General features: G+C 68.9%; 18 protein-coding genes. 9 read left to right on the top strand and 9 right to left on the bottom strand.

The features are described 5' to 3' along the window. Nucleotides 1-4: 4 nt before the first annotated feature. From HF886_RS02625 to HF886_RS02640, 4 genes are all read right to left on the bottom strand, one after another. On the bottom strand, nucleotides 5-1,120 hold the full coding sequence (locus HF886_RS02625; RefSeq protein ID WP_169651470.1) for an NDMA-dependent alcohol dehydrogenase: 1,116 nt from the start codon (nucleotides 1,118-1,120) through the stop codon (nucleotides 5-7). Nucleotides 1,121-1,166: 46 nt separating this feature from the next. After that, nucleotides 1,167-2,597 (bottom strand): aldehyde dehydrogenase family protein, encoded by a 1,431-nt coding sequence (locus HF886_RS02630; RefSeq protein ID WP_169651471.1) that lies wholly within the window; start codon nucleotides 2,595-2,597, stop codon nucleotides 1,167-1,169. A gap of 68 nt (nucleotides 2,598-2,665) precedes the next feature. Next, entirely contained in the window at nucleotides 2,666-5,176 is a 2,511-nt protein-coding gene (locus HF886_RS02635; RefSeq protein WP_169651472.1) for a VanW family protein, read from the bottom strand. 218 nt (nucleotides 5,177-5,394) lie between these two features. Next, complete coding sequence (locus HF886_RS02640) at nucleotides 5,395-6,708, bottom strand: acetyl-CoA C-acetyltransferase (RefSeq protein ID WP_169651473.1); 1,314 nt, start codon at nucleotides 6,706-6,708, stop codon at nucleotides 5,395-5,397. A gap of 108 nt (nucleotides 6,709-6,816) precedes the next feature. Here HF886_RS02640 and HF886_RS02645 point away from each other — a divergent pair, with 108 nt between their 5' ends. Together HF886_RS02645 and HF886_RS02650 are read left to right on the top strand one after the other, a co-directional pair. After that, the gene (locus HF886_RS02645; RefSeq protein ID WP_169622151.1) at nucleotides 6,817-8,163 is read left to right on the top strand and encodes a 3-oxoacyl-ACP reductase; all 1,347 of its coding nucleotides are present in this window, start codon (nucleotides 6,817-6,819) and stop codon (nucleotides 8,161-8,163) included. After that, on the top strand, nucleotides 8,163-9,020 hold the full coding sequence (locus HF886_RS02650) for a MaoC/PaaZ C-terminal domain-containing protein (RefSeq protein ID WP_169622150.1): 858 nt from the start codon (nucleotides 8,163-8,165) through the stop codon (nucleotides 9,018-9,020). Before HF886_RS02645 ends, HF886_RS02650 begins: the two co-directional genes overlap by 1 nt. Before the next feature lie 70 nt (nucleotides 9,021-9,090). Here HF886_RS02650 and HF886_RS02655 read toward each other — a convergent pair whose 3' ends face one another. Then, complete coding sequence (locus tag HF886_RS02655) at nucleotides 9,091-9,699, bottom strand: TetR/AcrR family transcriptional regulator (RefSeq protein ID WP_169622149.1); 609 nt, start codon at nucleotides 9,697-9,699, stop codon at nucleotides 9,091-9,093. Nucleotides 9,700-9,774: 75 nt separating this feature from the next. Continuing rightward, entirely contained in the window at nucleotides 9,775-10,947 is a 1,173-nt protein-coding gene (locus HF886_RS02660) for a glycoside hydrolase family 3 N-terminal domain-containing protein (protein ID WP_169651474.1), read from the bottom strand. A 162-nt stretch (nucleotides 10,948-11,109) separates the two neighbouring features. On the opposite strand from HF886_RS02660, the gene HF886_RS02665 reads away from it, so the two are divergent. The 4 genes from HF886_RS02665 to HF886_RS02680 all read left to right on the top strand — a co-directional run bounded on the left by HF886_RS02665 (nucleotide 11,110) and on the right by HF886_RS02680 (nucleotide 17,239). Then, on the top strand, nucleotides 11,110-11,577 hold the full coding sequence (locus tag HF886_RS02665) for a universal stress protein (RefSeq protein WP_169622147.1): 468 nt from the start codon (nucleotides 11,110-11,112) through the stop codon (nucleotides 11,575-11,577). Nucleotides 11,578-11,610: 33 nt separating this feature from the next. After that, the gene (locus HF886_RS02670) at nucleotides 11,611-12,693 is read left to right on the top strand and encodes an isochorismate synthase (protein WP_169622146.1); all 1,083 of its coding nucleotides are present in this window, start codon (nucleotides 11,611-11,613) and stop codon (nucleotides 12,691-12,693) included. A gap of 96 nt (nucleotides 12,694-12,789) precedes the next feature. Beyond that, nucleotides 12,790-12,963: a DUF2613 domain-containing protein gene (locus HF886_RS02675; RefSeq protein WP_169651475.1), complete on the top strand. Its 174-nt coding sequence runs from the start codon at nucleotides 12,790-12,792 to the stop codon at nucleotides 12,961-12,963. After that, the gene (locus HF886_RS02680) at nucleotides 12,944-17,239 is read left to right on the top strand and encodes an alpha-(1->3)-arabinofuranosyltransferase (RefSeq protein ID WP_169651476.1); all 4,296 of its coding nucleotides are present in this window, start codon (nucleotides 12,944-12,946) and stop codon (nucleotides 17,237-17,239) included. The genes HF886_RS02675 and HF886_RS02680 overlap by 20 nt, the downstream gene beginning before the upstream one ends. Here HF886_RS02680 and HF886_RS02685 read toward each other — a convergent pair. Then, nucleotides 17,128-18,300, bottom strand: a complete 1,173-nt coding sequence (locus tag HF886_RS02685; RefSeq protein WP_169651477.1) for an acyltransferase — start codon at nucleotides 18,298-18,300, stop codon at nucleotides 17,128-17,130. The two genes, HF886_RS02680 and HF886_RS02685, sit on opposite strands and share 112 nt — an antisense overlap. Before the next feature lie 192 nt (nucleotides 18,301-18,492). Between HF886_RS02685 and HF886_RS02690 the strand changes: the two genes are divergently transcribed. Then, a complete protein-coding gene (locus HF886_RS02690) occupies nucleotides 18,493-19,731 on the top strand; it encodes a DUF3068 domain-containing protein (protein ID WP_169622142.1) in 1,239 nt (412 codons plus the stop codon). A gap of 67 nt (nucleotides 19,732-19,798) precedes the next feature. Here the strand turns inward: HF886_RS02690 and HF886_RS02695 are convergent, their stop codons facing one another. After that, a complete protein-coding gene (locus tag HF886_RS02695) occupies nucleotides 19,799-21,058 on the bottom strand; it encodes a polysaccharide biosynthesis protein (protein WP_169622141.1) in 1,260 nt (419 codons plus the stop codon). Nucleotides 21,059-21,100: 42 nt separating this feature from the next. On the opposite strand from HF886_RS02695, the gene HF886_RS02700 reads away from it, so the two are divergent. Further along, on the top strand, nucleotides 21,101-22,846 hold the full coding sequence (locus tag HF886_RS02700) for a hypothetical protein (RefSeq protein ID WP_240954838.1): 1,746 nt from the start codon (nucleotides 21,101-21,103) through the stop codon (nucleotides 22,844-22,846). On the opposite strand, the gene HF886_RS02705 is transcribed toward HF886_RS02700, so the two are convergent. Beyond that, the gene (locus tag HF886_RS02705; RefSeq protein WP_169622140.1) at nucleotides 22,784-23,986 is read right to left on the bottom strand and encodes a glycosyltransferase family 4 protein; all 1,203 of its coding nucleotides are present in this window, start codon (nucleotides 23,984-23,986) and stop codon (nucleotides 22,784-22,786) included. The genes HF886_RS02700 and HF886_RS02705 overlap by 63 nt on opposite strands. Before the next feature lie 174 nt (nucleotides 23,987-24,160). On the opposite strand from HF886_RS02705, the gene HF886_RS02710 reads away from it, so the two are divergent. Next, a complete protein-coding gene (locus tag HF886_RS02710) occupies nucleotides 24,161-24,916 on the top strand; it encodes a class I SAM-dependent methyltransferase (protein WP_169622200.1) in 756 nt (251 codons plus the stop codon). The last annotated feature ends 20 nt before the right edge of the window (nucleotides 24,917-24,936 follow it).

The raw sequence follows: 24,936 nt of genomic DNA on the forward strand, positions 1-24,936 counted from the left end.
TCGATCAGAACACGACCACCCCGCGCAGATTCCTGCCCTCGTGCATGTCGGTGAAGCCTTGGGCGATGTCGTCGAGCTTGTAGGTGGACGTCACCAGCTCGTCGAGCATGAGCTTGCCCGAGGTGTAGAGGTCGATCATCCAAGGGATGTCGGCGGTCGGCGCGAAGGCGCCGAACAACGAGCCCTGGAGTCGCTTCTGGTACAGCACCAATTCCATGGCGCTGATAGGGATCCCGAAGTCGGTCATCTTCCCGAGACCGGTCACCACACAGGTGCCGGCCTTCCGGATCGACGAGAACGCCTCCGCGATGTGCTCGCCGGTTGTCACGCCCACGGTGACGATCGCGGCGTCGGCGCCCTGCCCGTTGGTGTACGAACGTGCGATCTCGGTGGCCTCCGTCATACCCGCGACGGCATGGGTCGCACCGAACCGCAGTGCACTCTCGCGCTTGAACTCCACCGGGTCGACGGCGATGATGTGGGCCGCTCCGGCGTGCGCGGCTCCCTGCACGGCGTTGATGCCGATTCCGCCGATTCCCTGCACGATGACGGTCTGCCCGGGATACACCTCTGCGGAGTTGACCGCCGCGCCCCATCCGGTGCCGACACCGCAGCCGAGCAGGCACAGCTTGTCGAGCGGGAGATCCTTGTCCACCTTGATCGCGGAATCGACGCTGACGGTGGTGTATTCGCTGAACGTGGACAGGCCGCACGTCTGTGCGACCTCGACGCCGTCGAGGCTCAGCCGGAAGCTCGCCGGATCGTCGGGGCGGCTGCCGGTCATGATCGCCGCACCTCGATCGCACAGGTTCTGGAGGCCTTTCGCGCACCAGCGGCACCGTCCGCACGCAGCCAGGAACGAGAACACCACATGGTCGCCCTCGCTCCATCCCGTGGTGCCGGGTCCGACCTGCACCACCACACCGGCACCCTCGTGACCGCCGCAGATGGGGTAACTGCCGACCGCGTGGTCACCGGTGGCGATGTGGTCGTCGGAATGACACAGCCCGGCGGCCACCATCCGGACCATCAGTTCGCCGTGGCGCGGTTCGTCCAACTCGAGGTCGGCGATCTCGTAGGTACCGGGTGCTGTGCGGATAATCGCGCCACGGGTCTTCATCAGGTGTTCTCCTCGGGGTGGGGGCGAGCGTGGGGTAGCCGGGCAGTCACGGGGTGATCTGAGCCGCCATCGCGGCGCGGTATCCCTCGCCGTACGGCGGCAACATTCCCCACTCGCGGCGCGGATCATGTTCCGGTGACTCGAAAATTGTTCGGCTGTGGCTGAATTCGAGGAATCCTTCGCGACCGTTGTAGTGACCCATCCCGGATTCACCGACACCGCCGAACGGTGCGTCGAGCATCCCCGCGTGCATCAGCACGTCGTTGATCGTGACGCCACCGGACGTGGTGCCGTCGACGACGGTCCGCTGCTCGTCGGCGTCCCTCCCGAAGTAGTACAGCGCCAAGGGTTTCGGACCCGAGTTGACGGTGTCGAGGACGTGCGTGAGATCGTCGTATGTCCGCACCACCAGGGCGGGTCCGAAGATCTCTTCCCGCGAGATCGCCGCAGACTCTGGCGGGTCGAGCACCAAGCGCAGCGGCCGACGGCGTTCCTCGGTGCTGATCGGCTCGTCCGGAGCCACCTCGACTCGTGCGCCCAGTCCTGCTGCCTCGCTGACGTATCCGTCGATCCGTGCGGCATGCCGGTCATCGACGATCGCGGTGGCGTCCGGATTTCCGGCCACCGTGGGCAGCAACTCCGCGTAGGACCGGGTTATCGCCGAAACAAACGACTCGAGGGATTCGGCGGGCACGTACACGGTGTCGGCGTTGACGCAGAGCTGACCGCCGTTGGTGGCCTTGGCAACCGCGATACGGAACGCCGCCGTGTCGAGGTCGGCCGAGCGCCCGATGATCACCGGCGACTTCCCGCCCAGTTCCAGGGTCACCGGGACGAGGTTGCGGGCAGCGTTCTCGAGCACCGAGCGACCGGCGGCCACACCACCGGTGAAGACGATGTGGTCGAAGGGCAGCGACGTGAGGGACCGCGCGACATCCGGGCCACCGGTGACCACCGCGACGTCCACGGGATCGAGGAACTCGGCGGTCGCCTCGGCCAGCACCTGCGCGGTGCGCGGGACCACCTCGGACGGTTTGAGCACCGCGCGGTTGCCGGCTGCGAGGACACCGGCGAGTGGGCCCATCAGGGTGTAGACCGGAGCGTTCCACGTTCCGATGATCGCGACCGAGCCCTTGGGCTGGTAATGGATCGCAGCGGTAGCACCGAGTTGGTCGTACGGCGCGAACACCGTCCGCTGCTCCGGCTGCATCCAGCCGTCGAGGTGATCGCGCGCGTACTTCAGAGCGGTCACCGAGCCGAGCACGTCGTTGACGGTCGTGTAGCCCGGATGACGTCCACCGAAGTCGGCGTCGATCGCCTCGACCAGTTCGTCGCAGCGGGCGACGAGCATGTCGATCACCCGCTGGATGCGGGCCCGGCGTTCCCCGGGAGAACTCGTCCGCTGAGAACGGAACTCGGCCTGCTGATCTGCGAGAAGCTCGCCGGCCGACGACTCCGCGCTGATGTGTGTGGTCATGCCGCCGAGGCTATGAGCGGCGTCACACTCCCCGACGTGGAATCTCGCTCAGCGGGACCGGCCGAATCTCAGTTCCCGGGTGCAGTCACGGACTCGGGCTGTCTCCGCGCGGGCGCCGCGGCTTCCGGCTCCGCGATCGGGTCGGCCGCATCGGACGCGGTGCCCTCCGCGGGCGCCTGCGCCGGTGCTTCACCGGCCGGAGCGCTCGCGGGCGTCGACGACGCGGGCGCCGGCGCCGGGCTCGCCGGAGCGGGCGCGTCGCCTCCCGCGCCCTGATCACCTTCGGAGTCCGCACCGTCCTTGTCGTCGGGCTCGACGCACTTGACGATCGGCACCGGGTCGTAGCGCACCGTCCGCGTCGTGTTCGAAATCTGCGCACCCGTCTTTGCGTCGGTCACGACACGAGTGTCGGAGACCGTGAATCCCTGGGCTCCGCTCGACGCGATGCAGCCGGGGCCGGCAGGCAACGTGATGGTGTTCGGCGTGGTGAAGTTCGTGCGCTCACCCGTGATCGACTGCACGTCCACGGTCTTGGTCCCCCACAGACGCACGGTGACGTCGGAACCGGTGGTGATCGTCTGGATGAGCACGCCCGTCTCGAACGGATTGCGGAACTGCAGGTCGATCGCACCCTCGAAGACAGTGGCCTCACGGGCGGCGGGATAGCGGGAGATGTAGTAGCTGTGCTCGGTGTGGGCGACGTCCTCCATGCCTGCGAAGTAGGACGCGTTGTAGAGCGTGGTCGCCAGCTGGCTGATGCCACCGCCGACCGCTTTGCCGGGGCGTCCCGCCTCGATGATGCCCGATTCGACGTAGCCCTCCGCTGCGCCGCGGGGGCCGGTGTACCCGTTGAGGGAGAAGGTCTCTCCCGGTTTCAGGACCGCACCGTTGATCTCCGCGGCGGCCAGGCGGATGTTGACACCGGACGCGTATTCGAAACCGCCGGTCGTGTACTCCCCGATGACCTCGTTGATGCCGAGCTTCTCGGCTGCCTCGGTGGTGAGCGCAGGGTCCACGGTCTGATAGACCGCCTCGACGACCCGGTCGTCGGTGACGGCGAGCAGTTCGGGGAACGTTTCGAGGGTCTTGGCCCAGTCGACGAGTTCGCCCTTCACACCGGGCACCACCGCGGGACGTCCGCCCTGGATCTCGATCCGGGCGTCGCGGGGCTCGGTTTCCGTCGGCCGGAGCTGAGGCGCGAGAATCTCGACTGCCGCCTCGGGATGGTATTCCGGCGTCAATCCGCCTTTGCCGTCCGGCACGAACGACAGCACCGCACCGATCTGGTCGCGAGCGAGGGTCGCCGGCGTCCCGTCCTTGCCGCGCACGACGAGGTCGGCGGAGACCGCCGGAACGGCGATGTCGGCGAGGGCGCGGTCCAGGCCTTCACGCGTGACCGTGACATCGACCTGCTCGACCGGCAGCGACACTTCACCGAATGCCCAGCGCTCGGCGAACACGTCGGATGCGGTAGCGACATCTACGCGCTGACCGGGCTGCGGGGTGACGGGGACGGGGGTACCGCCCTCGAACACGATGTTGCCCTCGCGAGGCGAATACGCGGCGGCCGCCGTGAACTCGTCGATGGCAACGGCGAGCGTTGCGTCGTCTCGGGTGGAGACGACGCCGATCTCCTCGTCGCCGAAGAACGAGGCCAATCTCGTGAAGGGGTTCAGAGGCTGCGATCCGACGCGGTCGAGCGTCGCATCCCAATCGATACCGATCCCCGCCTGAGCAGGCACGATTTCCCCGCTCGTCTCCCCGGCGACAACCGGGACGGGCTCGTCGAGGCGCTCGCTGAGCACCTGACGCAGGTGCGCTTCGGCCTCGTCGAGCGACTCCCCGCCGATCTCGATGCCGGCAACGGTGACGCCGCGCGGCACCTTGCCGGAACTGACCGCGAGGTCTGCGACGTACAGCACGGCGAGCAAGGCGACGACTCCGCCGACGACCAGCGCGACCGTGCGCTTGGGCACGCCCGACCACCAGGAGCCCGATCCGTCGCCGGACGATCCGGAGTTGCCACCGGGCGGAGGCGCGACCGGGGGCGGTGAACCCGGCGGCGGTGTGGGAGGCGATGCCGGGGGCGGCGCGTTGCGGGAATCCGGAGCCGACGAAGGCAGCGGTGTACTTCCGGCGGGCTTCGCGGACGAGGCATCCGACGAGCGGTGGATACGGGCGGTGGACGCGTCTTCGCGACCGGATTGCGTCACCACCGGAATCACCGCCGTGGCCGCTTCGGACGGGTCCGTCTCGGAACGTGCGGTCTCGGGGCGCGGTGTCTCGGGGCGCGGTGTTTCGGGGCGCGCGGTCTCGAGTTTTGCCGTCTCGGGCTGCGGCGTCCCGGAGTGGGGCGTGCCGGACTGCGGCTTCTCAGGCTCCGGCGGCTCGGTGCCGGGGTCGGCAGGCTCTTCACGGGGAGTCTCCGGGACCCGCGGCGCCGAAAAAGCAGCGAACTGCTCGGTCGGAGCCGACGAACTGTCTGCCTCGCCTGCCGACGAACCCCGCGAATCGGGCTCGGCCGGTCGAACGTCGTCGTTCTCGTGTTCGGAGCCGTCGGTCCCGTGTGTGCCGCTCACCCAAATCCCTTCACCAACTGGGCGCGCCGGGACGGAAACCCCGTGCGCCGGTTACCACACCCAGAGTAGTTCCCCGGTTTCACCGTGCTGCGGCCGGAATGCAGAAACCCCGTGTTGCTACCAGGTCGGGGGTCAGGCAGCAACACGGGGTCGACCGGTCTATCGCTGTGCTCGCCGAGGCGTTACAGACCTACCGGATTTTTTTCGTTCGGTGTGGTCTACGCCTCGAGAATTGCGGTCACCCCTTGGCCACCGGCAGCGCAGATGGAGATGAGGCCGCGGACCGGCTGCCCGGTCTCCTGCTTCTTTTCGTGCAGCATCTTGGCGAGCGCCGCCACGATGCGTCCACCGGTCGCCGCGAACGGATGCCCGGCCGCGAGTGAAGAACCGTTGACGTTGAGCTTGGTGCGGTCGATCGATCCGAGGGGTGCGTCGAGTCCGAGCTTGCCCTTGCAGTAATCCTCCGACTCGAACGCCTGCAGCGTGGCGAGCACCACGGATGCGAATGCCTCGTGGATCTCGTAGAAGTCGAAATCCTGCAACGTCAGCCCGTTGCGCTGCAGCAGACGCGGAATTGCATAGGTGGGAGCCATGAGCAGGCCGTCGCCGCCGTGGATGTAGTCGACCGCGGCGGTCTCGGAGTCCACCAGGTACGCCAGCACCGGAAGCTTCCGTTCCGCCGCCCACTCCTCGCTGGACAGAAGCGCCGCGGAAGCGCCGTCGGTGAGAGGAGTGGAGTTACCCGCCGTCATGGTGGCGTCGCCGAGCTTCTTCCCGAACACCGGCTTCAGCGTCGACAGCTTCTCGACCGAGGAATCAGGCCGCAGATTGTCGTCGCGGGTGAGGCCGAGGAACGGGGTGACGAGATCGTCGAAGAATCCGCGATCGTAGGCCGCGGCCATGTTGCGGTGGCTCGCGACGGCCAGTTCGTCCTGATCCTCGCGCCGGATTCCGAATTCCTTGGCGGTGATCGCGGCGTGCTCGCCCATCGACAGACCGGTGCGGGGCTCGCCGTTGCGGGGGATCTCGATGCCGAGCATCGACGGACGGACGTTGCCGAGCAGCTTGGCGCGTGCTCCGGTGCCGCGTGCCCGGTTCAGCGAGAGCAGGAATTCGCGGAGTTCGTTGCTCACGGCGATGGGTGCGTCGGAGGTGGTGTCGACGCCACCGCCGATGCCGGCCTCGATGCGGCCGGCGGCGATCGCGTCTCCCACCGAGATGATCGACTGCAGACCCGTGCCGCAGGCCTGCTGGAGGTCCCATGCGGGCGTGTACGGGCTGAGTGCGCTGCCCAGGACCGACTCCCGGACGAGGTTGAAGTCACGGCTGTGTTTGAGAACGGCGCCACCGACGACTGCGCCGAGGCGTTCGCCCTGGAGGTTGAAGCGACCGACGAGGCCGTCGAGTGTCGCGGTGAACATGTCCTGGTTCGATGCGCGCGCGTACTTGCGGTCGGACCGTGCGAACGGGATCCGGTTGCCCCCGAGGACGGCGACACGGCGCTGTTGCGTGGAACGGGCTTTGGTGGTCACTGGTGTCTCCCGGATTCAGATGGACTCGAATTCTGGTTACTATTCTTACTCACGGGTAAGTTTGTTGTCGACCACTGCATCGACGACCGAAAAGAAGAAGGTGGAACCGTGGCAGAAGCCAAGGGCGCTCCGAAGCTCTACGCCCAGCTCATCTCGTCCGCACCCGGATCTTTCCTCGCCAAGCAGTTCGGCCTGCCGCAGCCGGAGAAGCTCAGGCGTTACCAGCCCGGCGAACCCGCACTCCCCGGGCCGCTCCTCGTCGGTGGCAACGGCCGGCTGATCGAGCCGATCCGGTCGCTGCTGAGTGACTACCCGATCGCCGACCCCGCCGACACGTCGTTCGGCGGACTCGTCTTCGACGCTACGGGCATCACCGACTCCGCGGGCCTCGAACAGCTCTTCACCTTCTTCCAGCCCGCGATCCGAAACGTGGCCCCGAGCGGACGCGTCGTCGTTCTCGGCACCACGCCCGAGGACGCGTCGTCGGTGGACGAACGCATCGCGCAGCGCGCGCTCGAAGGATTCACCCGCAGCCTCGCGAAAGAGCTTCGCCGCGGTGCGACCGCCCAACTCGTCTACGTCTCGCCCAAGGCGTCGACCGGACTGTCCGGCGCCGAATCGACCCTGCGGTTCCTGCTCTCGGCGAAATCCGCCTTCGTCGACGGTCAGGTCATCCGCATCGGAGACGGCGACGCGACCGCTCCGGCGTCGTGGGACAAGCCCCTCGCCGGAAAGGTCGCCGTCGTCACCGGTGCGGCGCGCGGCATCGGCGCCACCATCGCGGAGGTCCTTGCGCGCGACGGCGCCACGGTTGTCGCGGCAGACGTCCCCGCGGCCGGGGAAGCACTCGCGCAGACCGCCAACAAGGTCGGCGGCACTGCGCTCGCCCTCGACGTGACCGCGCCCGACGCAGGCGACAAGCTCGCGGCGCACCTTCTCGAACGCCACGGCGGAGCGGACATCATCGTGCACAACGCGGGCATCACCCGCGACAAGCTGCTCGCGAACATGGACGACGCCCGGTGGAACGCCGTCATAGGCGTCAATCTCGTTGCACCCCAGAAGATCACCGATGTCCTGGTCGAGAAGGGCGCGCTCAAGGAGGGCGGCCGCGTCGTGGATGTCTCCTCGATCGCGGGGATCGCCGGCAATCGTGGCCAGACCAACTACGGTGCGTCCAAAGCCGGGGTCATCGGACTGGTCCAGGCCACCGCTCCGGTCCTCGCCGAGAAGAACATCACGATCAACGCCGTCGCCCCGGGCTTCATCGAGACCGCGATGACCGCGGCCATCCCGGTCGCGACCCGCGAAGGCGGACGACTGATGAGTTCGTTGCAGCAGGGTGGCGAGACGGTCGACGTCGCGGAAACCGTGGCGTGGTTCGCGAGCCCCGCGTCGAGCGCCGTGACCGGCCAGGTCGTCCGCGTGTGCGGTCAGTCCATGCTGGGGGCCTGATGGCGGTCATCGAACTCGATTCGAGCCCTTCGGTTCTCGGCGTCTACGGCCGCGCTGTGCTGTCGGCACTTCCGGTCGTGGGAGCCAAGGGCGACACGCTGCCCGACGACACGCTCGTCCTGCGTGGACTGCGTGTGGATTCGGACAACCTCGCCGAGTACACCAAGGTGTGCGGGCTGACGTTCGGCGACACCCTGCCGCTCACCTACCCGTTCATGCTCACCTTCCCGGTGGTCATGAAACTCATGGTGTCCAAAGGGTTTCCGTTCGCAGCCGTCGGCTCGGTACACGCCGAGAACGTGATCGAACAGTACCGGCCCATCTCCGTCACCGAACCGCTCGACGTGCGGGTACACGCGGAGAACATGCGCGAACACCGCAAGGGTCTGCTGGTCGACGTGGTGAGCGAGGTCGCGGTCGGCAGGGAACCGGTGTGGCGCCAGACCTCCACGTTCCTTCATCAGCAACGGACTTCACTGTCGGGGCAGCCCAGGCAGGACCCACCGGAGGTGGAAATTCCGCCGGTCCCGACTTCCACACTGAGGGTGGATCAGAAGGTCATCTCCCGGTATGCTGCGGTATCCGGAGACCGGAATCCGATCCACGTTTCGACCCTGGGCGCCAAGGCCTTCGGCTTCCCGAAGACCATCGCCCACGGAATGTGGAGTGCGGCGGCAGCATTACGCGCCGTCGAGGGCAAGGTCCCCGGAGCAGTGACCTACGCGGTGAAATTCGGTAAACCGGTACTTCTTCCGGCGACCGTGAATCTCTACGCGCGGCGCGACGCCGACGGCTGGGATATCGCGCTTCGCCATCCGAAGAAGCTCTACCCACACCTCACCGCAACACTGCGCTGACGATCGGAGGGCAGGTTCCGGGACGCGATGGGGGCGTCCCGGCACCTGCCCTCCGACATCCGGCGGTGTTTCAGCCCGGCGGATCCGAGCGTTTTCTGCCCGCGAGACCGCGCCACGCCAGGTTGTCGAGGAGTTCGGCGGCCTTCGCGACGTCGATCTCGCCCCCCGCGATCCGGTCGGCTACCGCTTCTCCCGCACCGACCAGCGCGACAGCCATGATCGTGAAGTCCGTCCCCGGTTCGGGGTCCCGGGTGCTCGACTCGAGCAGATGTGCGGTGAGTTCGATGAGCCGATCCCGGCTGCCCCGCACCTGTCCTGCGAAGACCTGTTGCGCAAGCGCCTGGCGGTAGAGCACCATCCACGAACTGCGGTGCTGGTCGACGAAGCCGAGGAACGACTCGAGCGCGACCCGCAGTTGCTCACGCGGCGACAGCGACGGATCGCCGGCCGGGGTGAGCGCTTCGACGAAACGCTGCCCCTCGCGGCTGATGCACGCGGCGAACAACTCGTCCTTCGAGCCGTAATAGAGGTAGAGCATCGGTTTCGAGATCGATGCCCGTGCTGCGATCGCATCCATGGAGGTGTCGTGGAAACCGTTCTCGGAGAAAACGTCCACCGCGGCATCGAGCATCTGCTGCTCCCGCACCGCGCGCGGCAATCGTTTGGTTCCGCCGGCCATCGACCCTCCCCACCTCCTCGAATCGGTTTCTTACTCTACGGTAGGGAAGTCTGCGCACAGGCGCGAACATGCGTATCAGCAGTCCAGGGCGCCCTTGGCCCGAGCGACCGTACGGACGGCGTCGTCCACCCGCGACTGCGGCAGTTCCCCCGCCGCCACGGCGTCCTCGAGGTGGTCGAGGACCTCGGGGACCTCGTCCGTGGTCAGCCACAGCGCCTGGTCGACGCCGGCCACCAGCGCAGCCTCGACCGCTTCGGTGATGTCGTAGGTGTCGGTGATCGCCCGCATCCCCGACAGATCGTCGGTGAAGATCACCCCGTCGAACTCGGGTGCTCCGTACGAGCCCGACCGCAACAGCTCCACCGCTTCCGGGCTGATGCTGGCCGGCAACCCGCCCGTCAGTCCCGGAACATCGAGGTGCCCGAGCATGACGGCGACATCGGGCGCGACCAGTGCCCGGTAGGGCACGAGATCGCTCTGCTCCAGCTGCTCGAGCGGCGGAGCAGTGACAGCACCGGTGTGCGAATCCCCCGACGCCGACCCGTGGCCCGGGAAATGCTTGAGCACCGGCATGATGCCCGCATCGCGGAGACCCTGCGCGTAGGCGCCGGCGTACTCGACGACCACCTGCGGGTCGGACGAATACGAACGGTCGCCGATGACCGAGTCGTCGGGCTGACTGCTCACGTCGACGTCGGGAGCGAAGTTGACGGTGATACCGAGCTCGCGCAGCTCCCGTCCACGCTCGAGTGCCATCTGATAGGTCTGCTCGACCGTCATGGTCTCGGCGGTGACGCGCGCCGACGGATCGGTGCCGAGCAGTGCCCCGACACGCGACACCCGTCCGCCCTCCTCGTCGATGGTGACCATCAACGGCAGCGTGCTCTGCGCCGCGACACCCTGAACCTGCCGTTCGGCGAGCATTGCGGGGTCGGTCCAGCTACCGATGAAGATGCCGCCGATCTGTTCGGACTGCACCGCCGCACGTGCGTCGTCCGCTCCGGTGACTCCCACATTGAGCAACTGCGCAAGCTTCTGCCTGCCCGTGAGCGAGGCGAGCAGATCGTCGCCGCACGCCGGTGGCGCAGCTGGAAGGGCCTCCGCGGACGAGGTGGCGGTCCTCGACTCGGACGTCGCGGTGTTATCCGTTCCGCTGGTGGTCGAGACATCGGAGGTGTCGTTCGCGCCGCATCCCGCGGCTGCGAGTGCAGCGGTGAGAACGACGGCGAGCGTGTGGCGGGTCCGCATCGTTCCGACGGTAGCGGACCGCCGCGACGAACCCTCCCGCAGCCGGTCGCCGCACGCTAAGGTGCACCCGAGCATTCGTCCCGCATCCCGCAGTCGTAGAGGCCTTCCCGGGCAGACCCGGACTCCACTCGACCCCGTATCACTCGACACAGGAGGTGCCCGGTGGCCGCAGATCTGATCCTGATCGCCTACGACGGGTCCGAGAATTCCAAGCGCGCCGTGCAGTACGCGGGGCGGTTCCTCGAGTCGTGCCGAGCGGTGGTCGTCACAGCCTGGGAGCCGATGGTGCGGCAGGCAGCGCGCATGTCGGGACTCTCCGGCGTCATGCAACCGGAATGGGTTCCGGACGAGGACCGTGAGGACATCGCGCTGACCGATGCGAAGGTCACCAACGACGAAGGACTCGCACTCGCCAACTCCCTCGGGTTGCAGGCCGAGGGTCGCACCGTCGAGGTGGTCAACGCGGTGTGGGCTGCCATCGTCGAAGCGGCGGACGAACTCGACGTCGACATCATCGTCGCCGGCACGCGTGGCACCACGGGCCTGCGCTCGCTGCTGCAGTCTTCGGTGGCCGACCACGTCCTGCGCCACAGTCACCGTCCCGTGCTGATCGTGCCACCTGGACGCTGAGCGCGGCGCGCGCAGGAATATCGTCGAATCACCATGGACGGTTTTCTGCTTTCCCGCGCCGATCGCACCGTGCACGCCACCGGCACGCGTCGTCTCTTCGACGATGTCGCGTCCGCGTCTCGCGCCCTGCACCGCGGAGACGCCGACATCGTCGTCGGCGCCCTGCCGTTCGATCCGACACGACCGGTCGCGCTGGCCCAGCCGGAACACACCGACGTCACCGACGGACCGTGGGCCGCGCCGGACGACCTCCCCGACCTTCCGGACGTCTACCGGACCACCGAGCTTCCGCTGCCGCGCGTGCATGTCGCGCGGGTCCGCGCACTGGTGGAACGGCTCGAACTCGGCGAATTCGACAAGGTCGTGGCGGCCAGGAGGGTCGCCCTCGAGGCCGACGCACCCATCGACCCGCTCACCCTCGCCACCCGCATGATCGAGCGGCATCCCGACGCGGCGACGTTCGCGGTCGATCTCAGTGCGGCGGGTGAACGATTCTGGGGACACACCTTGGTCGGTGCGAGCCCCGAATTGCTCGTCAGCCGCCGGGGGGACACCGTCACGTGCCGGCCACTCGCCGGGACGGCGGCGCGGTGCGACGACCCCGACGACGACCGCCGCGCCGGCAAGGAACTGCTGGGGTCGGCGAAGAACCTGGCCGAGCACGGGTACGTCGTCGAGTGGATCCGTGCCCGTCTCGCGCCGCTGTGCCGCGACCTGCAGATCCCCGAAACCCCCGAGCTCACCTCCACGCCGGATGTGTGGCACCTGGCCACCCCCATCACCGGGACGCTGCGCGACCCGGAGACGGACGCGCTCACCCTCGCGGCCGCATTGCACCCCACCCCCGCCGTGGCCGGTACGCCCACCGAAGCAGCCATGGACGCCATCGCGCGGGTCGAGGGCGACCGCAGGTTCTACGGCGGCGCGGTCGGCTGGTGCGACGCCGACGGTGACGGCGACTGGTTCGTTGCGATCCGCTGCGCCGAGCTGAGTTCGGACTGCCGGCGGGCGGTCGCGTGGGCAGGCGGGGGGATCGTCGCCGATTCCGATCCGCACGCGGAACTCGACGAAACCACCGCGAAGCTGCGCACGCTGCTGGGTTCGCTCGGCGTCTAGATCCTTCTCGTGGTGCAGGCGGTCGGACATCGCGCGCCGGGGTGATAGTTTGGCGCGAGCAATATGACATGCGTTACGAACGATGGGGAGATTGGTATGGCGAAGTTCCTGGGTCCGGGCCTGGGCAGCGCGGTAATCGGTGCTGTTCTCGGCGTCGTCGCGGTGTTCGGAGTTACTGCTGCAGTGCAGGAGAACACGCGTCCCCAGATCGACCGCAGCGGAAACGCCGAGTCCTCCCTCCTGAACCAGGTTGAGTACGGCAGCCGCTGACGGCTCCGGCAACGCTTCGAGTTCACTCACGTACCGAGGCGCGACGGACACTCCGTCCGCCGAACCCCTGTCCCGCCGGTGGCTGTTCGGCGCCACCGTGGTGGCAGTGCTGTTGTCGTTCGCTCAGGTTCCAGGCCTGGTCGTCGCCGACACGAAGTACGACCTGACACAGAACCCTCTCGGATTCCTCGCGCGCGCCGCTCACCAGTGGAGTAGCACCGCACCGCTGGGACAGGTACAAAACCAGGCGTACGGCTACTTCTTTCCTCACGGCACGTTCTTCGCCGCCGGGCAACTGCTGCACATCCCGCCGTGGATCACGCAGCGTGCCTGGTGGGCGGTGCTGCTCGTCGTCGGGTTCTGGGGAATCGTGCGGCTCGCCGAGGCCCTCGGAGTCGGGAACCGCGGTTCCCGCGTTGTCGCGGCGGCCGTGTTCGTTCTCTCCCCCCGCGTTCTGACCACGCTCGGATCCATCTCGTCCGAAGCGCATCCGATGATGCTCGCCCCGTGGGTGCTCCTGCCGGTGGTGCGGTATCTGAGCACTCGGTACGTGGGCTCGCCGCGCAGGCTCGCGGCGCAATCGGCCGCGGCAGTCGCGCTCATGGGTGCGATCAATGCCGTCGCGACGGCCGCTGCATGCCTGATCGCAGCGTTGTGGTGGGCCGCGCACAAGCCCAACCGCCGATGGTGGCGGTTCACGGCGTGGTGGCTACCGCTGTGCCTCGTCGCCGTGACGTGGTGGATGGTGCCGCTGCTCCTGCTCGGCCGCGTCAGCCCGCCGTTCCTCGACTTCATCGAATCGTCGGGTGTGACCACCCAGTGGACATCGCTCGCGGAAGTTCTTCGCGGAACGAGCAGCTGGACGCCGTTCGTCTCACCCGAACGCATCGCCGGCGCCGTACTGGTCACACAGCCCGCCGCCGTGCTCGTCACCGGTGCGATCGCCGCCGCCGGACTGGCCGGGCTCGCGATGCGCTCGATGCCGGCACGTGGCCGGCTCACGCTGATCCTGTTCGTCGGAATCGCGGGCCTCGGCGCCGGATATGCCGGGGAGCTCGGATCGCCGGTCGCCGATCAGGTGCGCGCGTTCCTCGACTCCACGGGCGCGCCGTTGCGCAACGTGCACAAACTGGAACCGCTGGTGCGGCTGCCGCTCGTGCTCGGTCTCGCGCACCTGCTGCGCCGGGTTCCACTTCCCGGTTCGGTGCCGTGGGCGCGCACCCGGACGGCGTTCGCCCACCCCGAACGCAACCCGATGGTCGCGTGCGCCACGCTCATCCTTGTCGCCCTCACCCTCGCCACGTCGCTGGCGTGGACAGGCAAGCTCGCGCCGCGCGGCGCCTACGACGAGGTTCCGGACTACTGGCACGCCACCGCTGCATGGCTCGACGAGCACACCGACGAACGCGGTGAACGCGCTCTGATCGTGCCCGGGGCACCGTTCGGCAGCCAGATCTGGGGACTGACGCGAGACGAGCCGCTGCAGGCGCTCGCAACCACGCCGTGGGCCTCGCGCGACGCCGTGCCCCTCGTCCCGCCCGGAGCGATCCGCGCCCTCGATTCGGTGCAACGGCAGATCGCGGACGGCCGCCCGTCGCCGGGACTCGCCGCAACCCTGCGTGGCCAGGGCATCGGGTTCCTCGTGGTGCGCAACGACCTCGATCCCGAGACGTCCCCGTCCGCGCGACCCGCACTCGTCCATCGAGCCCTCGACGAGTCGCCCGGGATCGAGCGCGTCGCCCGGTTCGGCAACGACATCGTGTCGGCGAGTGCCGACGGGTTCGTGACCGACGCGGACCTGCGGCCGGCATATCCCGCAGTCGAGATCTACAAGGTCGCGGCTACCGAATCGACACCGATCGGGCCGTACATGGTGGACGCGGCCGATGTGCCCGTCGTCCAGGGCGGTCCCGAATCGCTGCTCAACCTCCGCGCGGGAGACCCGGATCTGGCCGGGCCCACGCTTCTCTCCGCCGACGCTGCCCGCACGGGGCTGCCCGTCGACGAGGTCACCGTCACCGACACCCCCACCGACCGGGAAACCGACTACGGCCAGGTCGATCACCATTCGTCGGCGATTCGTGCCGCGGACGACCCACGCCGCACCCGCAACGCGGTACCCGACTATCCGGTGCCCGGCGCCGAACTCGTCCGTGCCGAATGGGAAGGCGCACGGATCACCGTGTCGAGCGCGGCGTCGGACGCCACGCAACTCGGAGGCACCGCGGTGGGCAGCGGACCCGCAGCCGTCGTCGACGGAGATCCCACCACCGGGTGGCACAGCAACGGCCTCGAATCCGCCGTCGGACAGTGGTTGCAACTCGATCTCGACACCCCGGTCCACTCGGGCATGCTGCAACTGACCACCAGTTCCGGTGCGCTCGGCGATCCCGTCCGGTGGCTCGAAGTGACCACCGAGCGGGGCAGTACCGCCGTGCGGGTCGAGGAGCCCGGCCGCCCTCAGACCGTCGCGTTGCCGCTCGGTACCACGTCGTGGATCCGCATCACCTCGACCCACACCGAAAGTGGTTCGCGCGGAAACCAATTCGGGATCGCGGAACTTGCGGTCGACGAATTCACCGACGGCCGCAACCCCGAGCGCCTCGACATCCGGCGCCGCATCGTCGTTCCGGGACCCGCGGAGGGTGTCACGGTGCGCGGCTGGGATCTCGGACAGGAATTCCCCGGACGCGGCAGTTGCGTCGACACCCCGGACCGGGTGCGCTGCGCGCGGGGACTCGCGACGTCGACGGAAGAACCCAACCTCTTCACACGCACGCTCGAGGTGCCTGCCGCGACCGTCGTCGAACCGGACCTGTGGCTGCGCGTGCGCCCCGGGCCCGCACTCGACGATGTCATCGACCGCACCGATCGCGTCGTCGCCCGCGGTGACGCGGAAGTCGTGGATCTGCAGGGGTCGGCGTTCGCCGCCACCGACGGGGACCCGCGCACATCGTGGGCGGCCGACGAACGCTCCCTCGCACCCGGCGGACCCCGCCCGACGCTGACGCTGGAACTGCCGTCACCGCAACGGGTCACCGGCCTCGACATCGCGACGTCGCTGGGAGTGCTGCCCGTCGCGCCACGCGCGATCGCGGTGAACCTCGGGAACGGTCCACAGGTACGTGAGCTGAGCGAAGGCACCACCACACTGGACCTCGCTCCGCATGTCACCGACCGGATCACGCTGACCGTTCTCCGCTGGGACGACGTCCTCGACCGCACGGTGCTGGGATTCTCGAAGCTTGCGCCCCCGGGTATCGCCGAGGTGACCGTCCGCGGTGACGACGGCCCGATCGGTGCGCAGGACCGGATCTACGACCGGGAGGTGACGGTCGGCTGCGACGACGGCCCGGTGGTCACCGTCGACGGGCAGCCCTACCGCACGTCGGTGACGGCGAGCGTTGCCGATCTCGCCGCCGGGGCCGAAGTGCCGGCGACGCTCTGCGATACCGATGCGGTGGGCATGAACGCCGGTCGCGTCGACGTCGACGTGTCGCCGGGAACCCCGTTCATCGTGTCCCGCCTGCAACTGACGGTGCCGGGCGCCGACGCCCCGGCCGTGTCCCCGGTGGAGTTGGAGACCGGCGCCTGGTCCGCGAACCTGCGGGAGCTCACCGTGCCCGCGAGCGACGAGGACCGGCTCGTCGTGATCCCGGAAAGCACCAACATCGGCTGGGTGGCGAGCAGCAGCACCGACGGTCTCGAGCCCACCCCTGTCGTCGTCGACGGCTGGCAGCAGGGGTGGATACTGCCCGCCGGACCGGACAGCACACTGACGCTCGAGTTCACGACCGACCGCTGGTACCGGGTGGGGATCTTCGGTGGACTGGCGCTGCTGGTGCCGCTGTTCGCGCTGGCCCTGTGGCCGCTCTCGCGTCGGCGCGCCTCCGATCCCGGTCCCGCACCGCGCACATGGCGGTCGCCGGTCGCCGGACTGGCCGGTGTCCTCGCCGCTGCCGTCGTCGTGGCCGGCGGTGCAGGTGCCGTCGTCGCGGTCCTCGGCACCCTGGGACTCGTCACCGCGACCCGACGCTCGGGTCGGCGAGCCGCATCGCGTCTGCTTGTGGGAACTGCCGGCGGTGCCACCGTGCTCGCGATGGCCCTGTTGTCCACCGGGCCGTGGCGCTCACCCGACGGCTACGTCGGGCACTCGTACCTGATTCAGCTCGCGGCGCTGGTGGGACTCGTCGCGGTGGGGCTCGCCGCCCTGCCCTTGCGAGAGCGGTCCCAACGCTGGAAGGCCTCACGCGCGGGCACCTCCACGAGCGCGTAACTGGCCGACGCGATCGCAACGCTGAGCACGAAGGTCACGGCCAGCACCGGCCAGAAATGCCCCTGGAACGGTGCGATCCCGAAGACGGGGAAGATGATCGCCATCACCGCGAGATGCCAGATGAACAAGCCGTAGGACCAGCGCCCCACCGCGAGCGCCGGCGCGCTCGCGAGGAATCCGTGGTGCTCGCGCGGGGCGAGGACCAGCGGAGCGAGCAGCGCGAAACTCATGATCGCGCCCAGCACGATCTTGTTGCTGTACTCCCACGGTTCGAGGTCGGTGAGCGTCTTCGGTCCGGCAAGCGGAGTCGTCGCCAGACCGAATGTGACCGCCGCGATCCCCAGCATCAGGTACCGGCGCTCCGCGATCCGGTGCACCCAGGTCCTGGGACCGGTCACCAATTCGGCGAGCACTATTCCGGCGGCGAACCAGGGCAGATACCCCGGCAGCCAGTTCTCGTGATTGATGTGCTCGGGAGTCGGTATCGGCAACCACACCCACAGCAGCGAGAGCACGCTCACTCCGAGCAGGAGCGGAATCCGGATCCGTGCGGCCGGGCCCCGCAACCGGCAGACAGCGAGCGCCATCAGCGGCAGCGCCGCATAGAACGCGACCTCCACCGACAGGCTCCACATCTGGGTGAGCCCCTCGGTGAGGGTGAGCGGCACGAAGACCTGCGTGAACGTCAGGTTCGCCCACCACACCGTGGCTCCGCCGCCGGCGCCGGGGAGCAGCCACAGCACCAGGATCACCGCGATCCAGTAGGCGGGCAGGATGCGCGTCGCGCGCGACACCAGATACCGCCGGGCAGACGGCCGCGGGCCGAGACCGCGGGCCTCGGCTGCGTGCGGGCGCCACAGCAGAAATCCCGACAAGGCGAAGAACAGGGCGACGGCCAGGTCCAGCCGACCCCACACGCGTCCGAGCGCCGACTCGTGCACGGCACCGGTCTGGAAAGCGACGTGGGTCACCACCACGGCGACCGATGCCAGTCCGCGCATGCCCTCCAGCGCCGGGAGAAACCCGTTTACGCGGGGGCCGGAGACCCTTGTACTACTCATCGGCGACCAGTGTGCCCGCCCAGGCACACCCGCGTAAATGCGGGTTCGTCACGAGCCACGAGCAACCGAGCACCGCGGACTGTTAGTGTCTTGGCTCACGTGGCGTTCGCGGGTCGGATGCCAAGGCGATCCGTGCAGCCCTGCTGCCGGTGGGGGTACTCGATGACAACCCGTTGAGTGAGGAGAGACAGCATGGCTGAGCGTTCGAGCTCCGGCCGGATACTTGCGTTGATTCTGATAGGCCTGGGGGCGTTCCTCCTGGTAATCGCAATTCTCGTACCGACCTACACTGTCGGCAAATTGGCGACTACACCCCTCGACCTCGAGGTGACCACCGTTGCCGAGGGCACGGGTGACATCCTCAATTCCCGAGCCCTGCTCGCAGGCAATGCTCAGGTCGACAGGGACGTCCCGATCGTGGCGCAGCGTTACGTGACGGTGGAAGATCCCGCAGACGGCGACATCATGACCCTCCAGGCGGGTCAGACGGTGCGTCGCCTCGACATGCAGGGCGACACCGGACTGGTGTCGGCGACCGTCGACCGCGTCACGATCGACCGCGACACGTCGATGCCCGTGTCGTCCGAGGACTTCGCCGATCGGGTGAGCACGGTGCAGTCGACTGCCGACGCGCCGCCCACCGATCTCGGCGACCGCGACGGCCTGCAGTACAAGTTCCCGTTCGATGTCAAGCAGGAGTCGTACCCCTACTACGACATCAACGCGCGTGAGACCTTCCCCCTCGAGTTCAAGGGTGAGGAAGAGATCAACGGCATGGCGGTCTACCACTTCAGCCAGGAAGTCGGACCGATCGACCTGTCCGAGGCCGATCCCGAGGTCCCGACCTACAAGCTGAGCCTTCCCGCTTCCACGTGGGGTGTCGGTGAGGGTGACGAGCCGATCACGATGACCCGCTGGTACAACAACGTCCGCGACCTGTGGGTCGACCCCATCACGGGTGTCGTGGTGAAGGGCCAGGAAGCACAGAACCAGTACTACGCACGCGAAGCCGACACCCCCGAGGTGACGATTCTCGACGTGACACTGCCGTTCGACGAGGAAACCGTCGAGTACCAGATCGGCCAGGCCAAGGACGGACAGGATCAGCTGTCCCTGTTCGGTCGTACCGTGCCGATCATCCTCGGCATCCTCGGCGCGATCCTGCTGATCGCGGGCATCGTGCTCGGTCTCCGTGGCGGACAGAACGGTGGCCGTCGTGCCGCTGCCACCACCGGACCGTCGCCGGCCGGCCCGGCCACCACGACGGTGGGACCGGCGCACTCCGCGTCGCCGCAGCGGGACTACACCGACGACAGGACCGAGGTCATCCCGCGGAACGATCAGGGCTCGGACACGCAGCAGCGTGACTGGACCACCGATCAGACGCAGGAGATCCCGCGCACCGACCTGCGGAAGCCTCCGCAGCAGTAGGCACGCGCAGCGCAAAGAACAACGACACCGCCCCCACCGTTCACGGTGGGGGCGGTGTCGTTGTGGGTCAGGTCGTGAGTCCGCTGCCCGGGCTGGGTCCGCTGCCCGGGCTGGGTTCGCTGTCCGGGCGTGGGGCGGACGCGGCGGCGGTTCGTACGGCCAGCACTGCGACCACCGCGGCGGTCGTGGCCGCCACCCCCACCGCGACGCCGACGAACTGCTCGATCGTCGACGCCACCGTCACCATCAGGATCACCTCGACGAGAAGACCGGCCCATGCGACCAGTGCCAGGTGCGTGCGCTCGCCCGCGATCGCCGACAGCAGCGCGCCCTGCAGCACCGCCAGGCACGCTCCCTGGAGGGCGAACATCCACAGCAACGACTGCACAGGCCGGTACGCATCTCCCACGAGCAGCGGGACGAGCGGTGCACACAACGCTGCTGCCGCGACGAGCGCCGCGCCCAGCGCCACGAGCACCGTCAGCGCGGACCGCACCGCCCCCGCGGACTCCGCCGGATCGGCCATTCGTGGATAGAGCACCACACCCACAGCCTGCGGCAGCCAGAACGCCACCTTCGTCGCGACAGCACCGAGGGCATACAGGCCTGCGGACTCCGGGTCCAGCACCATCCGGGCGAGCAGCAGATCGAGTGAGGTCAGCGCGATCAGCGCGAGTTGCACCTGGGAGGCGCGCAGGATCGCACCGGCGGACGGCGTCCAGGAGGACCCCGCGTCAGCCGGATCGGTGCGCCCGACGAGGACGGACGCAAAGATCGCGGTGATGCCGGTCCCCACAGCGCCGGCGAACAGCGCCGCCCCGGGTCCGCCACCGAGCATGAGCACGACAACCGCCGGGGCGACCTTCGCGATGCCCGCTGTGGCCAGCACGACGCTGAGCGCCGCGAACCTGCCACGCCCCTGGAGAAGGCCCTGTTCGGCCGCGAGAAGGACGAGCAGGGGCGCCGTCACGAGAGATCCGAACGCACCGGCGACGCTGGTGTCGAGTGCCCACGCCACCACGGGAACGAGAACCAGCGCGGCGAGGCCCGCCCAGGCGGCGCACCGGTAGCCGAGGCGCCGCAGCACCGCGACGCTGCTGCCGTGCACAGCCTCGCGCGCCACGACCGTCTGCAACGCGAGCGCGGGGACCGCCAGCACGAGTTGGGCGGCGAGCAGGCTCGCGAACTCGCCGTACCCGGCGGGGCCGAGCCATCGGCCCGCGGGCAGGTGCAGCAGGTAGGCCGCGATGTTGGCCGTCATCGCCCCGACGGTCACCATCGTCATTCCAGCGGCAGCCGACCGGCGCGTGGTCTCGGGTCGAGGCATCCGCCCATCCTCGCATCAGTGCGGACCCCGTATTCTGCCGCCATGCTGACGCCGGTGTCCTCGCGGTCGGTCGCACCGGTGCTGCCGGTGCGGTCGGTGCCGGCGCTGTGGTCGCTGCTCCTGACGTTCGTCGTGCTCGGCCCGCTCCTCACGTCACCCGGTTACCTGCTGCTGCGCGACGCGGTGAGCACGCCGCGGTCTTTCCTCACCGACTCGTCCCTCGGGCTGTCCGACGCGGCAGCCCGCGCGGTCCCCCAGGATGCGCTGCTCGCGTGGGTGACCACGGTGGTGGACGGTGGGGTCGCGGTGAGCGCGATCCTCGCACTGTCGGTGTGGGCGGCGGGATGGGGAGCGGCACGTCTCGTGGCCGTCGTTCTGCCGCGGGCCGGGGTGGCAGCCCAAGTGGTGGCGGCGACGGTCGCCATCTGGAATCCCTATGTGGCGGAGCGCCTGCTGCAAGGCCATTGGAGCCTGCTCGCCGGATACGCGGCGCTGCCCTGGGCGATATGCGCGGCCGTGCCGATCCGACGTCGGCAGCGTGGTGGATGGCCCGCGCTGGCGGTGTGCCTGGCAGCGGCCGGGCTGACACCCACCGGGGTGCTGCTCGCTGCCGTGGTGACACTCGCCGTTCTGGTTGTGCCCGGGGGCCGCAGTTCGACGGTCGTGCGGGTGGCGGGAGCCGTTGCCTTCACCGTCCTTGCGTCGCTGCCGTGGCTCACCGCCACTCTCCTGGCCGGTGGAGGAACCGAAGCCGACCCGGCCGGTGTGCGTGCGTTCGCCGCGCGGGCAGAACCACTCCTCGGCACCCTCGGTTCCCTCGCGGGACTCGGCGGCATCTGGAACGGCGATGCCGTGCCGGGCTCCCGCACCACCCCGTGGGCGCTCGTCGGCACGTTGCTGCTGCTCGGCATCGTCGCGTGCGGTGTGCCGGCGCTGTGGCGACGTCGTCGTCATCCCGTGGTCGTCGCCGCCGGTGTGCTCGCCGCGGTCGCAGTGCTCGGACCGGCCCTGGCCGCGACGGGCCCTGGACTCGCTGCCGGCGAATGGTCGATGGCGAACGTGCCCGGCGTGGGGCTGCTCCGGGACACCCAGAAGTGGGTGGCGGTGGCGATGCCCGGCTACGCGCTCGCCGCAGCAGCGGGCGTCGGGGCACTACAACGTCGATTCTCCGGACCGGACCGGATCTGGGCGGCCGTGGTGGTCGCGGGACTCGTCCTCGCACTGCCCGATCTCGCGTGGGGCGTCTCCGGGCAGGTCCGTCCCGTCCGCTACCCGGACGGGTGGCAGAAGGTCACCGAGTACGTGACCGCACGCGACGGCGACGTGGCCGTGCTCCCCGGTGGCATGTTCCGGATCTTCGATTTCGCCGGTCCGGCCGCCGTGCTGGATCCGGCTCCGCGCATGGTGCGCGCGGACGTGTTGCAGACCGGGACCCTGCTGGTGGCCGGGGGAACCGTGGCCGGCGAGGGGCACCGCGCGGAGGAAGTGGAACGACTCCTGCTCACCGGCGCCGGTCCCGACACGCTCGCCGCGGAGGGGGTGGGCTGGGTGCTCGTCGAGCACCGCACCCCCGGAGATCGGGGCGAGTCGCAGCGGACTCTGGCCGCGCTCGAGCCGGTCTACAGCGACGACGATCTGAGTCTCTACCGCGTGGACGGCGTGACCACCGACGCGTCGCCGCACCGCACATCCGCTATCGCGGCACACGTGGTGTGGCTGCTGCTCTCAGCCTGCGGCGTGGTGGGCGTGCTGGTGCAGCGGTTCGCCCGTCCTCGGAAACAGTCCTGATACAGGCTGGCCACGGGTGGTACCGGCAAGCACGTCGAACACTCCGTCGCCCGTCGCCTCCCACGAGAACTCCCCGGCCCGGATGCGTGCCTTCGCACCGAGTTGACGCAGGCGCCCGCGGTCCTCGAGAAGGTCGGCGACGGCATCGGTCAACTCGGCCGGGGAGTCGACGAGCAACCCGGTCACCCCGTCGATGATGGAATCGGTCAGGCCCTTCGAACTCCGGTAGCCGATGGTGGGCACACCGTGCTGGGCGGCTTCGACCACCGCCAGACCCCACCCTTCCTTGCGGGAGGGCATGACGTGGAGCCATGCGCGGGAGAGGAGTTCGTGCTTGCGATCCTCCGGGACGTGGCCGTGGAACGTCACCGCGTCCGCGATCCCGAGGTCTGCGGCGGCGTCGCGCAGATTCTGCTCCCACCATCCGCCGCCGATGACATCCAGATGCAGACCGGGGATTCGGCCGCGCAGCGCCGCGACAGCACCGAGCGCATCTTCGATCTGCTTGTGCGGTACGAGCCGCGACAGCACACACAGGCTCGGGTGCTCGGTACGGGTGTGGTCGTCGCCGGGTGCGACCCCTGCAGGTATCGCGTCGGCGCCGTTGCGCACCACCGCGATGCGCTCCCGGTCGACGCCGAGCGCGCGCAGTTCGTCGGCGGACGGCAGGGACACCGTGAGGTACTGGTTGCGGCGATGCACGCGCGGTGACAGCGACGATTCGATCCACCAGCCGAGCTTGGCCATCAGGCGTCCCGCCACGGGCCATTGCTCACGGTGGCAGTGGTGCACGAGAAGGGTGACCGGTGCGCCGGCGACAACCCGCGCGAAGAACGGGATGCCGTTCTGGGTGTCGATGACAGCGTCGGGCCGGATTCCGGCGAGCGGGCCGACACCGAACCGGCCGGCCAGGATCGCGGCCAGCGCTCGGGGGTACACCGTCAGCCGGCCACCACCGCGACTGATGTCGATACCGTCGACGCTGTCGCGGCGGCGGGCACCGGGATACGACGCGGTACGCAGCGTGACCTTGATACCGCGCGCAGCGAGCTGGGCTCCTACCTGCTCCAGGTACCGCTCACTGCCACCCCCTTGAGGGTGTCCGGTGTCACGCCAGCAGAGCAGCAGTACCTCCTGCACGCGGAGCCCCCAATATCTTGCGACGTCCCGAAGGGACCGGTGTGTGACCCGGGAGGGCCTAGGTATGACAACGAACACCCTAACGGGTACGCCGCGCCATAGGTATGGAGAGCGTCCGTCGGCCTCACACTAAGGTGTCTCGACGTGCCTTCTCCGACCGCGCCCGACTCCAGCGTGACCCGGCTCTTCGCACGACGCGCGACGTTGCGGCGGTCGGCCGGCCTGCTGAGCAGTTTCCGTTTCGAGCAGTCCGCGCCCGACAAGTTCTACGGCGGGCTCGCCCGCGACACCGTCGATCTGATCGGCGATCTGCACACCGGCGCGACCGGCACCGGGCTGGCCGGCACGACGGTCGTCGACGTCGGCGGCGGACCCGGATACTTCGCGGATGCCTTCAACGCCGTCGGGGCCCGTTATGTCCCGATCGAGCCGGATCCGTCCGAGATGCACGCGGCGGGCCTCCGGGTGGGCGGCGCGATCCGCGGGTCGGGGCTGGCGTTGCCGCTGCGGGACGGGTCGGTGGATGTGTGCTTCTCGTCGAATGTCGCGGAGCACGTCCCGGCCCCCTGGGTGATGGCCGACGAGATGTTGCGGGTGACGCGACCGGGCGGGTTGATGGTGCTGTCCTACACGTTGTGGTGGGGACCTTTCGGGGGCCACGAGACCGGGCCGTGGCACGCATTCGGCGGTGAGTACGCGGCGCGCCGGTATGCGCGTAAGCACGGCCGCGAGCCGAAGAACCGGTACGGGCAGTCCCTGTTCGAAGTGGGAGCGGCCGACGGTCTGCGCTGGGCGCGCTCGAGTACCGAAGGCACCCTGCTCGCCGCGTTCCCGCGGTATCACCCGCGGTGGGCGTGGTGGCTCGTGAAGGTGCCGTGGATCCGCGAAATCCTTGTGAGCAACCTGGTTCTCGTGATGCAACGCCGGTGACGTCCCGGTGGGTCCTGCTG

The organism is Rhodococcus sp. 105337, assembly GCF_012844225.1.
Lineage (GTDB): Bacteria > Actinomycetota > Actinomycetes > Mycobacteriales > Mycobacteriaceae > Rhodococcus.

Excerpts from the sequence above, each read along its gene's own strand:
- HF886_RS02660 (WP_169651474.1), bottom strand. The coding sequence starts at position 10,947 with ATGCGGACCCGCCACACGCTCGCCGTCGTTCTCACCGCTGCACTCGCA.
- HF886_RS02630 (WP_169651471.1), bottom strand. The coding sequence starts at position 2,597 with ATGACCACACACATCAGCGCGGAGTCGTCGGCCGGCGAGCTTCTCGCA.
- HF886_RS02650 (WP_169622150.1), top strand. The coding sequence starts at position 8,163 with ATGGCGGTCATCGAACTCGATTCGAGCCCTTCGGTTCTCGGCGTCTAC.
- HF886_RS02685 (WP_169651477.1), bottom strand. The coding sequence starts at position 18,300 with ATGAGTAGTACAAGGGTCTCCGGCCCCCGCGTAAACGGGTTTCTCCCG.
- HF886_RS02655 (WP_169622149.1), bottom strand. The coding sequence starts at position 9,699 with ATGGCCGGCGGAACCAAACGATTGCCGCGCGCGGTGCGGGAGCAGCAG.
- HF886_RS02625 (WP_169651470.1), bottom strand. The coding sequence starts at position 1,120 with ATGAAGACCCGTGGCGCGATTATCCGCACAGCACCCGGTACCTACGAG.
- HF886_RS02675 (WP_169651475.1), top strand. The coding sequence starts at position 12,790 with ATGGCGAAGTTCCTGGGTCCGGGCCTGGGCAGCGCGGTAATCGGTGCT.
- HF886_RS02690 (WP_169622142.1), top strand. The coding sequence starts at position 18,493 with ATGGCTGAGCGTTCGAGCTCCGGCCGGATACTTGCGTTGATTCTGATA.
- HF886_RS02700 (WP_240954838.1), top strand. The coding sequence starts at position 21,101 with ATGCTGACGCCGGTGTCCTCGCGGTCGGTCGCACCGGTGCTGCCGGTG.
- HF886_RS02695 (WP_169622141.1), bottom strand. The coding sequence starts at position 21,058 with ATGCCTCGACCCGAGACCACGCGCCGGTCGGCTGCCGCTGGAATGACG.
- HF886_RS02670 (WP_169622146.1), top strand. The coding sequence starts at position 11,611 with ATGGACGGTTTTCTGCTTTCCCGCGCCGATCGCACCGTGCACGCCACC.